We start from the raw sequence: 17,596 nt of genomic DNA, 5'->3' as shown, positions 1-17,596 counted from the left end.
GGGGCCGGAAACCGGTTCGCCGGATAAATCCGGCCGGCCCGGCCACCTGCACCGGCTTCGCTGTCCGCTGGGGGTCAGCTCAACCGAGGTGTTCGCTTAGAAAGTCCGGGAGGACTACTCGCCGCGGGACTTCTGGATGATCTCGTCGGCAACAGCCTTCGGGACCTCGGCGTAGCTGTTGAACGTCATGGAGTACACAGCACGGCCCTGGGTCTTCGAACGCAGGTCACCGATGTAGCCGAACATGCCGGACAGCGGAACGTGCGCGCGGATCACCTTGACGCCCTGTGCATCCTCCATGGACTGCATCTGGCCACGGCGGGAGTTCAGGTCGCCGATCACTTCACCCATGTATTCCTCAGGGGTGCGGACCTCGACGTCCATCAGCGGTTCAAGCAGGACAGGGTTCGCCTTGCGGGCGGCTTCCTTGAAAGCCATCCGGCCGGCGATCTTGAACGCCATTTCCGAGGAGTCAACATCGTGGTACGCGCCGTCAATCAGCGTGGCCTTGATGCCGACAACCGGGTAACCGGCCAGGACACCGTCGTTCAGTGCATCCTGGATACCGGCGTCAACCGACGGGATGTACTCGCGGGGAACGCGGCCACCAGTGACCTTGTTCTCGAACTCGTACAGCTCGCCTTCAGCGGTGTCCAGCGGCTCGATCGCAATCTGGATCTTTGCGAACTGGCCCGAACCACCGGTCTGCTTCTTGTGCGTGTAGTCGTGACGCTCTACAGCCCGCTTGATGGTTTCGCGGTAAGCAACCTGCGGCTTGCCCACGTTGGCTTCGACCTTGAACTCGCGGCGCATGCGGTCCACCAGGATGTCCAGGTGGAGTTCGCCCATGCCGGCGATGATGGTCTGGCCGGTGTCTTCGTTGAGGGACACCTGGAAGGTGGGGTCCTCAGCGGAGAGCTTCTGGATGGCCGTGGAGAGCTTCTCCTGGTCACCCTTGGTGTTCGGCTCGATGGCAACCGAGATCACGGGCTCCGGGAAGCTCATGGACTCGAGGACGATCTGGTTGGCGGAGTCACACAGGGTGTCACCCGTGGTGGTGTCCTTCAGACCGATGGCTGCATAGATGTGGCCGGCGGTAGCGCCTTCAACAGGCATTTCCTTGTTGGCGTGCATCTGGAACAGCTTGCCGATGCGCTCCTTCTTGCCCTTGGTGGAGTTGACCACCTGTGCGCCTGCTTCAACGTGACCGGAGTACACGCGGATGAAGGTGAGCTGGCCGAAGAAGGGGTGCGCAGCAATCTTGAAGGCCAGTGCGGAGAACGGCTCTTCAGAAGAAGGCTTGCGGGTCAGTTCCTTCTCTTCGTCGCGGGGGTCGTGGCCGACCATCGGGGGGACGTCGAGGGGGTTCGGCAGGTAGTCCACAACTGCATCGAGCATGGGCTGGACGCCACGGTTCTTGAAGGCGGAACCGCAGAAGATCGGGTACAGCTCGGAGTTGATCGTCATCTTGCGGATGCCGGCCTTGAGCTCGTCGACCGAGATCTCTTCGCCCTCAAGGTACTTGTCCATGAGTTCTTCAGAGGACTCGGCGACGGTCTCAACGAGGTTCGCGCGGTACTCTTCAGCCTTCTCCTGGAGGTCGGCCGGGATCTCGCGGATCTCGTACTTCGCACCCATGGTGACGTCACCCTTGGCATCGCCGGGCCACACCAGTGCGCGCATGTAGAGCAGGTCCACGACGCCGATGAAGTCGTTCTCGGCACCGATGGGCAGCTGCATGACCAGCGGCTTGGCACCGAGGCGGCTGATGATGGTGTCTACGGTGAAGTAGAAGTCGGCACCGAGCTTGTCCATCTTGTTGACGAAGCAGATGCGCGGAACGTTGTACTTGTCAGCCTGGCGCCAAACGGTCTCAGACTGCGGCTCAACGCCTTCCTTGCCGTCGAAGACGGCGACGGCACCGTCGAGGACGCGCAGGGAGCGCTCAACCTCAACCGTGAAGTCAACGTGGCCGGGGGTGTCGATGATGTTGATCTGGTTGTTTTCCCAGAAGCAGGTCACGGCGGCAGACGTGATGGTGATGCCGCGTTCCTTTTCCTGTTCCATCCAGTCAGTCGTCGAAGCGCCGTCGTGCGTTTCGCCGATCTTGTGGTTCACACCCGTGTAGAACAGGATGCGCTCGGTTGTGGTGGTCTTGCCGGCATCAATATGGGCCATGATGCCGATGTTGCGGACCTTACTAAGGTCGGTAAGCACGTCCTGTGCCACGGGGTCTCCTTTTGGGATGGACTACGCGTTCGCCGCCGACTCGGTTGAGCCGGCGGCGCCCGGGGAGTATTACCAGCGGTAGTGTGCGAAGGCCTTGTTGGACTCGGCCATCTTGTGGGTGTCTTCGCGACGCTTCACAGCGGCACCGAGACCATTGGAGGCATCCAGGATTTCGTTCTGGAGGCGTTCGGTCATCGTCTTCTCACGGCGGGCCTTGGAGTAGCCAACCAGCCAGCGCAGGGCGAGTGCGGTGGAGCGGCCCGGCTTGACCTCAACCGGAACCTGGTAGGTGGCGCCACCGACACGGCGGGAGCGAACCTCAAGCGAAGGCTTGACGTTGTCCATGGCCTTCTTCAGGGCTGCAACGGGGTCGCCGCCGGACTTGGCGCGTGCACCTTCGAGTGCACCGTACACGATGCGCTCTGCCGTGGACTTCTTGCCGTCAACGAGTACCTTGTTGATGAGCTGGGTTACCAGCGGGGAACCGTAGACCGGATCCGAAACGAGCGGCCGCTTGGGGGCCGGACCCTTGCGAGGCATATTACTTCTTCTCCATCTTTGCGCCGTAGCGGCTGCGGGCCTGCTTACGGTTCTTTACACCCTGGGTATCAAGGGCGCCACGGACGATCTTGTAGCGGACACCCGGAAGGTCCTTCACACGACCACCGCGAACGAGCACAATCGAGTGCTCCTGCAGGTTGTGACCAACACCGGGGATGTAGGCAGTAACTTCCACGCCGCCGTTGAGGCGCACACGTGCCACCTTACGCAGAGCCGAGTTCGGCTTCTTCGGAGTGGTGGTGTAAACGCGGGTGCAGACACCGCGGCGCATGGGGCTGCCGTTCAGGGCGGGAGCCTTGGTCTTTTTGACCTTCGGCGTGCGGCCCTTGCGGACCAGCTGGTTAATCGTAGGCACTCTCGTGTTCTCCGTTGGTTTGATCTCTACCGGCGCATCGCGGCGTCAACCGTCACTGCACCGATTTGGCGTTGTTCCTGCAGCCTCGACGTCTTGAATCGAACGTGGGCGTGCAAAAGCGTGGCATTCGTTGCGCACCTAGCCCGCAACCCGGAAACAAGCTCACACCCAACATCATGAGAACAAAACCAAAATGATGCTGCGGCGGCCTTCATCCACTGCCACACAAACAATTACTAAAAGTCTAGCACGGCTTGATCCTGCGGCTTAATTGGGTGTATGCGAAAGGCCCCGCCTCGCCTTCGCCAAAACTTCAGGCGGAGGGGAAACGGGGCCTTGCCAAGGACAGGGCGGCAGGTCCCTACGTGGCGCCGAACGCGACACATAGGGGCCCGCCCTGTCCGTTACCGGAAGTCGTTACCCAGGTCGTAGTCATCCAGCGGGATGGCGTGGAACTCGGGAGCTCCGTCACCGCCCAGGGTGTCGTACGAGAAGTCACTGAACGCGCTGGGGCCGGTGAACAGGTTGGCCTTTGCTTCCTCAGTGGGCTCGACGGTGACCTCGGTGTAGCGCGGGAGGCCCGTGCCGGCCGGGATCAGCTTACCGATGATGACGTTTTCCTTCAGGCCCAGCAGCGGATCGCTCTTGCCTTCCATGGCCGCCTGCGTCAGGACGCGGGTGGTCTCCTGGAAGGAAGCTGCGGACAGCCAGGACTCGGTGGCCAGCGACGCCTTGGTAATGCCCATGAGTTCAGGACGTCCGGAAGCCGGAGTCTTACCCTCGGACACAACACGGCGGTTGGCGTCCTCGAAGCGGCTGCGCTCGGCGAGCTCGCCGGGCAGCAGGTCCGATTCGCCGGACTCGATGACCGTGACGCGGCGCAGCATCTGGCGGACGATAACCTCGACGTGCTTGTCGTGGATACCGATGCCCTGGCTGCGGTACACGCCCTGGACCTCGTCCACCAGGAACTTCTGTGCCGCACGCGGACCCATGATGCGCAGGACCTGCTTGGGGTCCACGGGGCCGTTGATCAGCTTCTGGCCAACGGAGACGTGGTCGCCGTCTTCGATCAGCAGGCGTGAACGGCGCAGGACCGGGTAAGCGATCTCTTCCGTTCCGTCATCAGGAGTGATGACCAGGCGCATCTGGCGCTCGGACTCTTCGATGGTGATGCGGCCGGCTGCTTCAGCAATCGGGGCGACACCCTTCGGAGTACGGGCTTCGAAGAGCTCCTGGATACGGGGCAGACCCTGGGTGATGTCGTCGCCACCACTGGCGGAGACTGCACCACCGGTGTGGAACGTACGCATGGTCAGCTGGGTACCGGGCTCACCGATGGACTGTGCGGCGATGATGCCCACGGCCTCGCCGATGTCCACGGTCTTGCCGGTGGCCAGCGAACGGCCGTAGCACAGGGCGCAGGTGCCGACGCTGGACTCACAGGTGAGTACGGAGCGGACCTTGACCTCGGTAATGCCTGCCTTGAAGAGCTCGGCGATCACCACGTCGCCGCAGTCGGTGCCGGCGGCTGCGAGGACGTTGCCCTCGGAGTCCACGACGTCGACCGCAAGCGTCCGTGCGTAGGCGCTGTTCTCGACGTTCTCGTCCAGGACCAGCTCACCGTTGGAATCGGCGACGGCGATGGGCGTGACCAGGCCACGCTCGGTGCCGCAGTCCTCTTCGCGGACGATGACGTCCTGCGAGACGTCCACCAGGCGACGGGTCAGGTAACCCGAGTTGGCGGTACGCAGCGCGGTGTCAGCCAGACCCTTACGGGCGCCGTGCGTGGCGATGAAGTATTCCAGCACCGACAGGCCCTCGCGGTAGGAGGACTTGATGGGACGCGGGATGATTTCACCCTTCGGGTTGGCCACCAGGCCACGGATACCCGCGATCTGGCGGACCTGCATCCAGTTACCACGAGCACCGGAGGACACCATGCGGTTGATGGTGTTCATCGGCGACAGGCTGTCACGCATTGCCTGGGCGATTTCGTTGGTTGCCTTGTTCCAGATCTCGATGAGTTCCTGGCGACGCTCGTCGTCGTCGATCAGGCCCTTGTCGTACTGGCCCTGGATCTTGGCGGCCCGCTCCTCGTAACCTGCGAGGATCTGCGGCTTTGCAGCCGGAACCTCGATGTCGGAGATGGCGACGGTGACGCCTGACCGGGTGGCCCAGTAGAAACCGGCATCCTTCAGGTTGTCCAGCGTCGCCGCGGTGACAACCTTCGGGTAGCGCTCGGCGAGGTCGTTGACGATGCGGGACAGTTCGCCCTTGTCGGCAACAGCCTCAACCCACGGGTAGTCCTCGGGCAGGGTCTCGTTGAAGAGGACCTGGCCCAGGGAGGTCTCGACGAGAGCGGGCTGACCCGGCTCCCAGCCTTCCGGAGCTTCCCAGCCGGCGTAGGGCACGAAGCCTTCGAGACGGATCTTGACCTGCGAGTTCAGGTGCAGCTCGCGGGCATCGAACGCCATGATGGCTTCCGCAACCGAGCCGAAGATGCGGCCTTCGCCGGCTGACCCCTTGCGCTTGGTGGTCAAGTGGTAGAGGCCGATGATCATATCCTGCGAAGGCAGGGTAACCGGGCGTCCGTCGGAGGGCTTCAGGATGTTGTTCGAGGACAGCATCAGGATGCGGGCTTCAGCCTGCGCCTCGGGGCTCAGCGGCAGGTGCACTGCCATCTGGTCACCGTCGAAGTCGGCGTTGAAGGCGCCACAAACCAGCGGGTGCAGCTGGATTGCCTTGCCTTCAACGAGCTGCGGCTCGAAGGCCTGGATGCCCAGGCGGTGCAGGGTAGGTGCACGGTTGAGCAGCACCGGGTGTTCGGTGATGATCTCTTCCAGCACGTCCCAGACCTGCGGACGGTAACGCTCGACCATGCGCTTTGCCGACTTGATGTTCTGGGCGTGGTTGAGGTCAACCAGGCGCTTCATCACGAACGGCTTGAAGAGCTCCAGGGCCATCTGCTTGGGCAGGCCGCACTGGTGCAGCTTCAGCTGCGGGCCGACGACGATGACCGAACGGCCGGAGTAGTCGACGCGCTTGCCGAGGAGGTTCTGGCGGAAGCGGCCCTGCTTGCCCTTGAGCATGTCGCTCAGGGACTTCAGGGGGCGGTTGCCGGGTCCTGTGACGGGACGGCCGCGGCGGCCGTTGTCGAAGAGGCTGTCAACAGCTTCCTGAAGCATGCGCTTCTCGTTGTTGACGATGATCTCCGGAGCACCCAGGTCAAGCAGGCGCTTGAGGCGGTTGTTGCGGTTGATCACGCGGCGGTACAGGTCGTTGAGGTCGGAGGTCGCGAAGCGGCCACCGTCCAGCTGGACCATGGGGCGCAGTTCCGGCGGGATCACCGGAACGGCGTCGAGGACCATGCCAAGCGGGCTGTTGTTGGTGGTCAGGAACGCGTTGACCACCTTCAGGCGCTTGAGGGCACGGGTCTTGCGCTGGCCCTTGCCGTTGGCGATGATGTCGCGCAGCAGGTCCGACTCGGCCTGCATGTCGAAGGTTTCAAGGCGCTTCTTAATGGCTTCGGCACCCATGGAACCTTCGAAGTACATGCCGTAGCGGTCGCGCAGCTCGCGGTACAGTCCTTCGTCACCTTCGAGGTCTGCGACCTTGAGGTTCTTGAAGCGGTCCCAGACCTGTTCGAGGCGTTCGATGTCCGCGTCGGCGCGCTTGCGCACGTTGGCCATCTGGCGGTCGGCGGAGTCGCGTGCCTTCTTCTTGTCGGCAGCCTTTGCGCCTTCGCCCTCAAGGCGGGCAATCTCGCCTTCGAGGTCGCGGGCGATCGCCGCGATGTCGGAGTCGCGGTTGTCGATCAGCTGCTTCTTCTCGATGTCGTGCTCAACCTGCAGGTTGGGCAGTTCCTCGTGGCGGGCGGCTTCGTCAACGCTGGTGATCATGTAGGCGGCGAAGTAGATGACCTTTTCGAGGTCCTTCGGTGCCAGGTCAAGGAGGTAGCCCAGGCGGGAGGGAACGCCCTTGAAGTACCAGATGTGCGTGACGGGTGCGGCCAGTTCGATGTGGCCCATGCGCTCGCGGCGGACCTTTGCGCGGGTGACCTCAACGCCACAACGCTCACAGATGATGCCCTTGAAGCGCACGCGCTTGTACTTACCGCAGTAGCATTCCCAGTCCCGGGACGGGCCGAAGATCTTCTCGCAGAAGAGGCCGTCCTTCTCAGGCTTGAGCGTGCGGTAGTTGATGGTTTCCGGCTTCTTAACCTCGCCGTAAGACCAGCCGCGGATGTCTTCCGCGGTGGCGAGGCCGATCTGCATGAGGCCGAAGGAGGATTCGCTGGACATATGGTCCCTGTTCTCTCTTGTTCTCTAAATTCTGAAGTCTTGGGTGCGGAATGAGGGAGGTGGCGTACGACGGCGGGTGGGCACCCGCCGTCGTACGTGCACCTGCTAGACCTCTTCTACAGAGCTGGGCTCTGCGCGAGACAGATCGATGCCCAGTTCTTCCGCAGCCGTGAAGACTGCGTCATCAGAGTCACGCATTTCAATTGTGGTTCCGTCCGTGGAAAGAACTTCCACGTTCAGGCACAGCGACTGCATTTCCTTGATCAAGACCTTGAAGGATTCGGGAACGCCCGGCTCGGGGATGTTCTCGCCCTTGACGATCGCTTCGTAGACCTTCACACGACCGTGGATGTCGTCAGACTTGATCGTGAGGAGTTCCTGGAGCGTGTAGGCGGCGCCGTAAGCTTCGAGCGCCCACACTTCCATTTCACCGAAACGCTGGCCACCGAACTGTGCCTTACCACCCAGCGGCTGCTGCGTGATCATGGAGTACGGGCCGGTGGAGCGTGCGTGGATCTTGTCGTCCACCAGGTGGTGGAGCTTCAGGATGTACATGTAGCCGACCGAGATCGGATCCGGGAACGGTTCGCCGGAGCGGCCGTCAAACAGGCGGGTCTTGCCCGAGGAGTTGATCAGGCGGTCACCATCGCGGGTCACGTTGGTGGAGTCCAGCAGGCCCGTGATTTCCTCTTCGCGGGCACCGTCGAACACCGGCGTGGCAACAGTGGTGGGACCACTCTCGCGCGGCAGGTTCGGCAGCTGCTTGACCCACTCGGGCTCGCCCTCGATCTTCCAGCCGGTCTTGGCAACCCAGCCGAGGTGCGTTTCGAGCACCTGGCCCACGTTCATACGGCCGGGAACACCCAGCGGGTTCAGGACGATGTCAACGGGCGTGCCGTCGGCAAGGAAGGGCATGTCCTCAATGGGGAGGATCTTGGAGATAACACCCTTGTTGCCGTGGCGGCCGGCGAGCTTGTCGCCGTCGGTGATCTTGCGCTTGGCGGCCACGTAGACGCGGACCAGCTGGTTGACGCCCGGGGGCAGCTCGTCGTCGTTGTCGCGGTCGAAGACGCGCACGCCGATGACGGTGCCGGACTCGCCGTGGGGCACCTTCAGGGAGGTGTCGCGGACTTCGCGGGACTTCTCACCGAAGATGGCGCGCAGCAGGCGCTCTTCCGGGGTCAGTTCGGTTTCACCCTTCGGGGTGACCTTTCCGACCAGGATGTCCCCTGCTTCAACCTCGGCACCGATGTGGATGATGCCGCGCTCGTCCAGGCCTGCCAGGACTTCCTCGGACACGTTGGGGATGTCACGGGTGATTTCCTCGGCACCAAGCTTGGTGTCGCGGGCATCGATCTCGTGCTCCTCGATGTGGATGGAGGAAAGAACGTCCTCGGCAACAATGCGCTGCGAGAGGATGATGGCGTCCTCGAAGTTGTGACCTTCCCAGGACATGAATGCCACAAGCAGGTTCTTGCCCAGTGCGAGTTCACCCTGGTCCGTTGCCGGGCCGTCGGCGATGATGCCGCCAACTTCCAGGCGCTGGCCTTCGTTCACCAGGACGCGGTGGTTGTAGCAGTTGCCCTGGTTGGAGCGGGCGAACTTGTTGATGCGGTAGTTGGTCTCAGTGCCGTCGTCGTTGAGCATGATGACGAGCTCGGCGGAAACCTCGGTGACCACACCGGCCTTCTTCGCGATGACAACGTCACCGGCGTCGACGGCGGCGGCGCGCTCCATGCCGGTGCCCACGAACGGAGCCTCGGAACGGACCAGCGGCACAGCCTGGCGCTGCATGTTGGCACCCATGAGTGCGCGGTTGGCGTCGTCGTGCTCCAGGAACGGGATCAGGGCGGTAGCCACGGACACCATCTGGCGCGGGGAGACGTCCATGAACTCAACGTCCCCGGCCGGAACCAGGACGGGCTCGCCGCCACCACCACGGGCACGGACCAGGACGGTGTCCTCGGCGAACCTGTTGTTCTCGTCCAGCGGCGCGTTAGCCTGGGCGATCAGCACCTCAGCCTCGTCGTCGGCCGTCAGGTACTGGACGTCGTCGGAAACGACGCCGTCCTTGACCAGGCGATACGGGGTCTCGATGAAGCCGAACGGGTTGATGCGCCCGTAGGATGCCAGCGAACCGATCAGGCCGATGTTCGGGCCTTCAGGGGTTTCGATGGGGCACATACGTCCGTAGTGGGACGGGTGCACGTCACGGACTTCCATGCCGGCGCGGTCACGGGACAAACCACCGGGGCCAAGGGCCGACAGGCGGCGCTTGTGGGTCAGGCCCGAGAGCGGGTTGTTCTGGTCCATGAACTGCGACAGCTGGGACGTTCCGAAGAACTCCTTGATCGCTGCAACCACGGGGCGGATGTTGATCAGGGTCTGCGGCGTAATGGCCTCGACGTCCTGGGTGGTCATACGCTCGCGGACAACGCGCTCCATACGGGACAGGCCGGTTCGGACCTGGTTCTCGATGAGCTCGCCGACGGCGCGGATGCGGCGGTTGCCGAAGTGGTCGATGTCGTCGATCTCGACGCGGAGGTCCACTTCCTGGCCATCGCGGGTGCCCTTGATGGTCTTCTCGCCGGCGTGCAGCGCGACGAGGAACTTGATCATGGCCACGATGTCTTCAACGTGCAGGACGGAAGCTTCCTTGTCGCCAAGGGAGCGGTCGATGCCAAGCTTGCGGTTGATCTTGTAGCGGCCAACCTTGGCCAGATCGTAGCGCTTGGAGTTGAAGTACAGGTTGTCCAGCAGCGACTGGGCAGCCTCGACGGTGGGCGGCTCGCCCGGACGCAGCTTGCGGTAGATATCCAGCAGGGCGTCTTCGCGGGTTTCGGTGGCGTCCTTCTCCAGGGTTGCCCGCATGGAGTCGTACTGGCCGAACTCTTCGAGGATCTGGCCTTCGGTCCAGCCAAGGGCCTTCAGCAGGACGGTGACGGACTGCTTGCGCTTGCGGTCGAGGCGGACACCGACCTGGTCGCGCTTATCAATCTCGAGCTCGAACCAGGCACCGCGGGAGGGGATGATCTTCGCAGTGAAGATGTCCTTATCGCTGGTCTTGTCAGCGGCACGCTCAAAGTAGGCGCCCGGCGAACGGACCAGCTGGGAGACGACGACACGCTCGGTGCCGTTGACGACGAAGGTGCCCTTCTCGGTCATCAGCGGGAAGTCACCCATGAACACGGTCTGCTGCTTGATTTCGCCCGTGTTGTTGTTCATGAACTCGGCCTTGACGTACAGCGGAGCCGAGTACGTTGCATCCCGGTCCTTGCACTCGGCCATCGTGTACTTGGGATCAGCGAACTCCGGATCGGAGAAGCTCAGGGACATGGTGCCCTGGAAGTCCTCGATCGGGGAGATTTCTTCGAAGATGTCCGACAGGCCGGACGTGGTGGCGACGCTGAGATCGTTTTCTTCGACAGCCTTTGCCACGCGTGCCTGCCAGCGCTCATTGCCGACCAGCCAGTCAAAGCTGTCCGTCTGCAGGGCAAGCAGATTCGGAACGTCAAGAGGTTCGTGAATCTTTGCGAATGAGAGCCGGCGAGTGGCACCATCAGTGCTGTCGGCAGTGTTAGCGGTTTCGTTATTAGAGGTGCTCGAGGCGACCAAGAGGGATCCTTCCACAGACCTTCAGGCGTTTTCAGATCTCCCCCGCTGTGCACCCTGCGGAGTGACTCCGCAGCGCTACCATCCGGTTCCGCTATATGACCCGGGACCTGGACTGACTATACTGTGACCGTTGTTACGGCACGTTGAATGCCAGCTGCCAGGCAAAGCCCACCGCTATATGAAGGCTGAAGGTAAACAGGGAAGACGCAAATATCTACGATACGGCAAAACAACCCACCTGTCTACCCCACATCCGGCCGGATTGCAAGCACCTGATGTGACGCCCGCCCGCAGCCGCCGCCGGGATGCTAGAGCCGGAGGGTCACGCCCTCCGCCGTGCAGGCTGGGGAATTCGCGAAGACGGCGTCCCGGACCGCGTCCTGGGACTCCTGTGCCGGTTTGCCGCCCGATTCAGCCGCCGATGAGTGGTCGATGGCCAGCAGGCCCAGCGAAGCAAAGAGGCCCTGAAGATCACCGGAGACACCGTCTTTGGCGTCCTGGGCCTTCAGGTACACGTCCTCATAGCCCTTGGGGTCGGTGGGCGCAACAGCGGCATAGTCCGCCACCAGCTTGTTGAAGAGTTCGCAGGCTTCCCGGGTCCCGGTTGCCCCGGCGCCCTGGCTTCCCGTGCTTTCGCTGGCAGCGGGGCTGCTGCGGGCCCCGTCCCGGGTCTGCCCCGGAGATGCCGTGGGCTTGACGGATTCGGCCGGGGCCGGTGTGGACACCGAGCAGCCGGCCAGCGCACTGCCGGCGAGTGCGGCCATGGCGGCGATTGCCACCGCCGTAAGTGTCTTCTTCACGATCCCGCTCCGTCCCGGCTCCGGACCCTGTGTCCCCCTGCAAAGCGCGTCCCCCTGCAAAGCCTCGCCGTCCACCCTACGCAAGCAGCCGCCGTCGTGCACAACGCGGCGGTGGTGACCTCTCCCCTGCCGCTGATGTGCCAGTTCGCGCCGCCGAGCCGGTAGGGAAAGCAGGATGCGCCGCCAGGAATGCACATAGCGGTTCCAGCGTTTGAATAGTTGGGTGACCAGGCTCACGATAGCCTTGGTGGTTTACATCGGAACCGGATTGAAAGTGATTACCATGGGCAACTCTCCTGACAGCAATGACGTTGTCATCCTTGGGGCAGCGCGGACTCCGCAGGGCCGGATCAACGGTCAGCTGTCCAGTCTCACAGCAGTGGATCTTGGCGCCCACGCCATCAAGGCCGCGCTGGAATCAAGCGGTGTCGACGCCGGCGACGTCGAGGCCGTGATCATGGGCCAGGTGCTCCAGGCAGGCGCCGGGCAGAATCCCGCGCGGCAGAGCGCAATCGGCGCCGGCATCGGGTGGAACGTCCCGTCGGTGACGGTAAACAAGGTGTGCCTTTCCGGCCTCACTTCCGTGATTGACGCAGCCCGGATGATCCGCGGCGGCGAGGCCGCGGTGGTGGTGGCCGGCGGACAGGAATCGATGAGCCGGGCGCCGCACCTGCTCCCCGGCTCCCGTCAGGGGTGGACGTACGGGTCCATCCAGGCACTGGACGCCGCCGCCCATGACGGACTGACCGACGCCTTCGACGGGCAGTCCATGGGCCTGTCCACCGAGACCAGGAACCTCACTTTGGGCATCGACCGCGCCTCACAGGACAACGTTGCAGCCCAGTCCCACCAGCGCGCCGCGCTGGCGGCAAAGAACGGAACGTTCGACGGCGAGATCGCACCCATCAGCGTCAAGCAGCGCAAAGGCGAGCCCCTGGTGGTGGATACCGACGAAGGCGTCCGCCCCAATACCTCGGTGGAGTCACTGGCCGGCCTGCGGGCAGCGTTCGTAACCGACGGCACCATTACGGCCGGCAACTCCTCCCCCCTGTCCGACGGCGCCGCCGCCCTGGTGCTCTCGTCCCGCGGCTATGCGGAGGAGCACGGGCTGGAGTACCTGGCGGTGGTGGGAAAGCCGGGGCAGGTGGCGGGCCCTGACAACTCCCTGCATTCCCAGCCCTCAAACGCCATCATGAACGCCCTCGGCAAGGCCGGCTGGAACGCCGCCGACCTTGACTTCATTGAGATCAACGAGGCCTTCGGTTCCGTGGCCGTGCAGTCCCTCAAGGACCTGGACTACCCCCTGGAGAAGTGCAACATCCACGGCGGTGCCATCGCCCTGGGGCATCCGATCGGGGCCTCGGGAGCGCGGCTGGCTGCCCACGCCGCGCATGAGCTGAAACGGCGCGGAACGGGCAAGGCTGCCGTATCCCTCTGCGGCGGCGGCGGGCAGGGCGAAGCACTCCTGCTGTACCGCGACTGATGGGGGGCGCATCCGGCAACGGTACGGACGGCGTCGGACATGAACGGTTCCTGGCCGACGCCGCGGCCCGGGGCTTGCAGGTTGATGTGGTGGAACGCCCCGCTGCGAAGAGCCTCGAAGAAGCTGCAGGCATCCTGGGCATCAGTCCGGCGGACATCGTCAAGTCCCTGGTGGTCAAGCACAAGGATGGCACCTTCCTGTTCGCGCTGATCCCGGGCGACCGGCAGATCTCGTGGCCCAAACTCCGTTCCCTGCTGGGCGTCAACAAGCTGTCCCTCCCGCCCGCCGGGACCGCACTGGAGGCGACCGGTTATGAGCGGGGCACCATCACGCCGTTGGGAAGCACCACCGCCTGGCCGGTCTATGCCGACGCCACCATCACCGGACGCCGGATCTCCATGGGAGCCGGCGCCCACGGCTACAGCGCGTTCATCGACGCCGATGCCCTGACCTCAGCCCTGGGCGCCGTCGTAGCGGACATCAGCGACCCCGTCCAAGGCAGTAGCACCTTCTAAAACAGGAAACACCATCCAGAGCAGGAAACGCCGATCTAAAAGCAGGAACCCCGTTTAAAGCAGGAAACCCCGCCCACCGAAGTGGACGGGGTTTCCGAAGGAAAAGGCGTTGTTACTTGAGGGTAACGGTAGCGCCTGCAGCCTCGAGCTGCTCCTTGGCCTTCTCGGCAGCTTCCTTGGTGGCGCCTTCGAGAACAGCCTTCGGTGCGCTGTCAACCAGGTCCTTGGCTTCCTTGAGGCCGAGGGAGGTGATTGCGCGAACTTCCTTGATGACTGCGATCTTCTTGTCACCGGCAGCTTCGAGGACGACGTCGAAGTCAGTCTTCTCTTCAACCTCTTCAGCAGCAGCGCCGGCGGGGCCAGCAACTGCAACAGCAGCGGCGGTAACTTCGAAGGTCTCTTCGAAGAGCTTAACGAACTCGGAGAGCTCGATGATGGTCAGTTCCTTGAAAGCTTCAATGAGCTCTTCGTTGCTGAGCTTCGCCATGGTAGGCGTCCTTCCTGTTGTGGTGTCCGAACGGCGCGCGGCCGGGCTGGCACCGGAGTCTGGTGGGGGTAAGAGAATTAGTTCTCTTCGGCAGCCGGAGCTTCAGCGGCAGCTTCAGCTTCAGCGGCAGGGGCTTCTTCAGCGGCGGGCGCTTCGGCAGCTGCCGGTGCACCGTTCTCTTCTTCAAGCTTGAGGCGCAGTGCGTCGATGATGCGTGCAGCTGCGGCGGCGGGTGCCTTGAGGACACCTGCAACCTTGGCGAGCTGCAGCTCGCGGGACTCGAGGGCAGCCAGTGCGGCAACCTCGGTGGCGTCCAGCGCCTTGCCCTCAAAGTAACCGGTCTTGATGACCAGCTGCTTGTTGGCCTTGGCAAAATCCGTCAGGCTCTTGGCAGCGGCAACTGCGTCACCCTTGATGAACGCGATTGCAGTGGGGCCGGCAAGCTGGCCGTCGAATGCTTCGACTCCGGCTTCCTTGGCTGCAATGGCGGTCAGGGTGTTCTTGACGACCGCGAACTTGGTGTCCTGGCCGAGAGAAACACGCAGCTGCTTGAGCTGTGCAACGGTGAGCCCGCGGTATTCGGTCAGGACAGCGGCGTTCGATTCCTTGAAATCGTTAGTGATCTCAGCTACTGCTGAAACCTTGGTAGGCGTTGCCATAACCCTCCTTCCGGGGATAGTGCCGGTATTCGACGGTCCCCGCTCAAGAGAGCTAAAACTAAAAACGCCCCGCGCAGATGCACGGGGCTTGGCTCAACACGGCTGTACCGTGGAGCTTTGCTTCGTTCACCTGCGCCGGCCGCCCTGCGTTGAGGGTCCTTCGTCCGGAAAGCCACTGTGGTCCCCAGCGCACAACTACAGAGTTGAGCCATGTTCAGGGGAGTGGATTTCCAACAACCGACGGTCTTTGGTACTCCCAGCTTACGCGAGGCTTTGCCCGTCCGCCAAATCGGACGGTTAACTGGTGCTGGTATGCAGCGTGGTGAGTTCTTTCTGCCAGATCCCGGTCACGCCGGCGATCTGGAATCCGAGCTGCCTGTTGACCGTCAGGAGGTACCGGTTTTCCGGTGCATTCCAGGTGTAGATAATGCGCGCATCCGGGAACTGCTCGCTGAGCCGCTCCATGTTGGCCACCTTGATCAGCAGGCCGAGTTTGTTGCCGCGGTGTTCCTGCAGCACCAGGGTATCGTCCTGGAACACGACGTCGGCCCGGTGCGCCAGCACGGTGATCGTGGTCAGTCCCACCAGGGATCCCGTGGCGATGTGCTCGACGGCGGTGACCACCGTTCTCCGTCCCTGCGCGATGGCGACGTCTTCCGCTTCACGCAGGATGCCGGCGTCGAACACCATGTCCTGCTCAATGGGCGCGTCCAGGGACGGATCGATGTCGGCCCCTGCCTGGTTTTCCAGGACGGCCACGGCCTCCAGCCATTGTTCCGGGCAGCGGTCGGTCCAGTGGTGCAGCCGGTACCTGCCGTTGTTCGCTTCCTCGGCTTCGGCCTGGAGGTCAGCCACCAGCTTGGTATCCAGGGGCAGGAGGCAGGAGCTGAACTGCTCGATGTGCTGCAGCGTGTAACCGGTCTTCTGCGCGAACTCCACTTCGCGGCTCTCAAGGGGCACGAACCCCTGGCCGGTGCCGGGGACCAGCTGGGCCCGTTCGAACTCATGCAGTGAAGCGCCGGGGTGGTTGGTGTCCACCAGGATCATGGTGCGGCCTTCTCCCCTGGCCAGCTGTTCGGCCGCCTCCAGCAGCCGCCGTCCCACGCCCTGCCGCTGGAACTCGGGCAGGATGTCCAGGGTGAGCTCGGCGAGGTCCAGGTGGTCGGTCAGGGGCAGTGCAATATCAACCGTTCCCACGATGGCGCCTTCCACCTTGGCCACGAGGATCAGCTGGCGCTCGTACGGGTCCGCGAACTCAAGCAGCTTCTCCAGAGGACCATAGGCCAGATCGTCGCTGCCCCACGTCTGCATCCGCACCTTGCGGCCCACTTCGACGGCGGCGAGGAAGTCCGCTGCGTCGGGGGTGTCCAATGAGTCGGGGATCCATAGCTGCTCGATCTTTACGTCTATTGCCATTCGGGCATCATCCCAGCCGTTTCTGCCACTCACCTTCATAACCTGCAGGCTTGAATCCAAGGGCGGTATTTATGGCCAGCATATGTTGGTTTTCGTTGGCATTCCATGTCAGGACCGATCGGGCCGCCGGCCATCGGCCTTGCGCCTGCCGCAGGTTTGCTACTTTGATGAGCGTGCCGAGGCGCCGGCCGCGGTGTTCTGACCTCACCAAGGTGTCCTGCTGCAGGATCGAGTGCGGGATCCCAGGGCGCCAGTTCAGTACCGTATAGGCCACCAGTTCCCGGGTGTCCTCCCACATGGCAGCGGCTGCAACGGCCTGGACGCCGCTGCGCCCGAGTGTTTCCTCGTTCTGCCGGACTCTGGCAGCGTCCCAGACCTCGCCTTCCCAGTTCATCCCGGCAGTAGGGGCATCAACGCTCATCCGCGCATTGAGCGCGGCGTAACTGTCCAGCAGTTCCTCCGGGCAGGCATCGGCCCACATCACTACGGTGTAATTGCGTGCCTTTGCTGAGGCGGCCGCTTCCAATTCCGCCAACAGGTCCGGCGGGACGGGCAGGACAAGCCGGCTTGAGGTCTCCACCTGCTCCAGCTCGTAGCCGCCGGCCACGGCGAAAGCGGTGGAGGGGTCTCCTGCCGGCAGGGCCCCGGCCCCCGATTTCGCCCGCACAAGTGGTCCGCCGGCACACTCCACCAGCTTGGCGGGAAGTTCGAAGTAGCCATCCAAAAAAGCACGGCTGTCTTCCCGCGCCACACCCTCGGCGTAGGCAAGGAGTTGGCGCCCCAGCCCGCGCCGGCGGAAAGCAGGTGCCACCAGGACGTTGATCCCGGCGGTGGTGGTGTTCTCCCGCAGGGGCAGAGTCACCGAACACATGCCTACCGGAACCGGGCCGAGCCTGGCCAGGAAGAGGTGTCGGGCCTCGTACTCGGTGCCGCGCCAGTGTTCAACTTCCTCAGCAAAGGTGTAGCCGTGGTCAAGGTCGCCCCATGTATCCAACTCCTGCGTCGTCCGCATCGCCTGGCAGTCGTTGAAGTCCTGGAAGCCTGCTCCCTCGCGGGGCGATGGAGGAACGGCGACGGCGGCAATCACCAAAGCCCCGGGCGGCGGGATTGGCGCGGGTTCAGTCGGCTCAAACCGGTCCATGCAGCCAGCTTAGGCAAAGTAAATGGGGCAA

Annotated in this window: 12 protein-coding genes; 2 read left to right on the top strand and 10 right to left on the bottom strand. The window is 63.3% G+C overall.

Translation table 11 applies throughout. From position 1 onward, the window contains the following. Positions 1-114 precede the first annotated feature (114 nt). The 6 genes from fusA to QFZ57_RS10675 all read right to left on the bottom strand — a co-directional run bounded on the left by fusA (position 115) and on the right by QFZ57_RS10675 (position 11,864). A complete protein-coding gene (gene fusA / locus QFZ57_RS10700) occupies positions 115-2,229 on the bottom strand; it encodes an elongation factor G (RefSeq protein ID WP_306630424.1) in 2,115 nt (704 codons plus the stop codon). Positions 2,230-2,298: 69 nt separating this feature from the next. After that, the gene (rpsG, locus tag QFZ57_RS10695) at positions 2,299-2,769 is read right to left on the bottom strand and encodes a 30S ribosomal protein S7 (protein WP_003803829.1); all 471 of its coding nucleotides are present in this window, start codon (positions 2,767-2,769) and stop codon (positions 2,299-2,301) included. 1 nt (position 2,770) lies between these two features. Then, entirely contained in the window at positions 2,771-3,145 is a 375-nt protein-coding gene (rpsL, locus tag QFZ57_RS10690) for a 30S ribosomal protein S12 (RefSeq protein WP_011692814.1), read from the bottom strand. Positions 3,146-3,549: 404 nt separating this feature from the next. Further along, on the bottom strand, positions 3,550-7,449 hold the full coding sequence (locus QFZ57_RS10685) for a DNA-directed RNA polymerase subunit beta' (protein ID WP_306900127.1): 3,900 nt from the start codon (positions 7,447-7,449) through the stop codon (positions 3,550-3,552). 105 nt (positions 7,450-7,554) lie between these two features. Further along, the gene (gene rpoB, locus QFZ57_RS10680) at positions 7,555-11,064 is read right to left on the bottom strand and encodes a DNA-directed RNA polymerase subunit beta (protein ID WP_306630422.1); all 3,510 of its coding nucleotides are present in this window, start codon (positions 11,062-11,064) and stop codon (positions 7,555-7,557) included. A gap of 308 nt (positions 11,065-11,372) precedes the next feature. Further along, positions 11,373-11,864: a hypothetical protein gene (locus tag QFZ57_RS10675; protein ID WP_306900124.1), complete on the bottom strand. Its 492-nt coding sequence runs from the start codon at positions 11,862-11,864 to the stop codon at positions 11,373-11,375. 283 nt (positions 11,865-12,147) lie between these two features. Between QFZ57_RS10675 and QFZ57_RS10670 the strand changes: the two genes are divergently transcribed. Together QFZ57_RS10670 and QFZ57_RS10665 are read left to right on the top strand one after the other, a co-directional pair. After that, complete coding sequence (locus tag QFZ57_RS10670) at positions 12,148-13,347, top strand: acetyl-CoA C-acetyltransferase (protein WP_306900123.1); 1,200 nt, start codon at positions 12,148-12,150, stop codon at positions 13,345-13,347. Then, positions 13,347-13,862: an aminoacyl-tRNA deacylase gene (locus tag QFZ57_RS10665; RefSeq protein ID WP_306900121.1), complete on the top strand. Its 516-nt coding sequence runs from the start codon at positions 13,347-13,349 to the stop codon at positions 13,860-13,862. Before QFZ57_RS10670 ends, QFZ57_RS10665 begins: the two co-directional genes overlap by 1 nt. Before the next feature lie 112 nt (positions 13,863-13,974). Here QFZ57_RS10665 and rplL read toward each other — a convergent pair whose 3' ends face one another. From rplL to QFZ57_RS10645, 4 genes are all read right to left on the bottom strand, one after another. After that, positions 13,975-14,349, bottom strand: a complete 375-nt coding sequence (gene rplL / locus QFZ57_RS10660; protein ID WP_139029946.1) for a 50S ribosomal protein L7/L12 — start codon at positions 14,347-14,349, stop codon at positions 13,975-13,977. 77 nt (positions 14,350-14,426) lie between these two features. Continuing rightward, a complete protein-coding gene (gene rplJ, locus QFZ57_RS10655; RefSeq protein WP_018769122.1) occupies positions 14,427-15,008 on the bottom strand; it encodes a 50S ribosomal protein L10 in 582 nt (193 codons plus the stop codon). A 297-nt stretch (positions 15,009-15,305) separates the two neighbouring features. Further along, positions 15,306-16,424, bottom strand: a complete 1,119-nt coding sequence (locus QFZ57_RS10650; RefSeq protein ID WP_306900115.1) for a GNAT family N-acetyltransferase — start codon at positions 16,422-16,424, stop codon at positions 15,306-15,308. 7 nt (positions 16,425-16,431) lie between these two features. Then, a complete protein-coding gene (locus QFZ57_RS10645; RefSeq protein WP_306900113.1) occupies positions 16,432-17,565 on the bottom strand; it encodes a GNAT family N-acetyltransferase in 1,134 nt (377 codons plus the stop codon). Positions 17,566-17,596: the final 31 nt, after the last annotated feature.

This window comes from Arthrobacter sp. B1I2, assembly GCF_030816485.1.
In the GTDB taxonomy this organism is placed as follows: Bacteria; Actinomycetota; Actinomycetes; order Actinomycetales; family Micrococcaceae; genus Arthrobacter.
The sequence above is the reverse complement of the archived record's forward strand: the minus strand, read 5'-3'. Positions and strand labels throughout refer to the sequence as shown.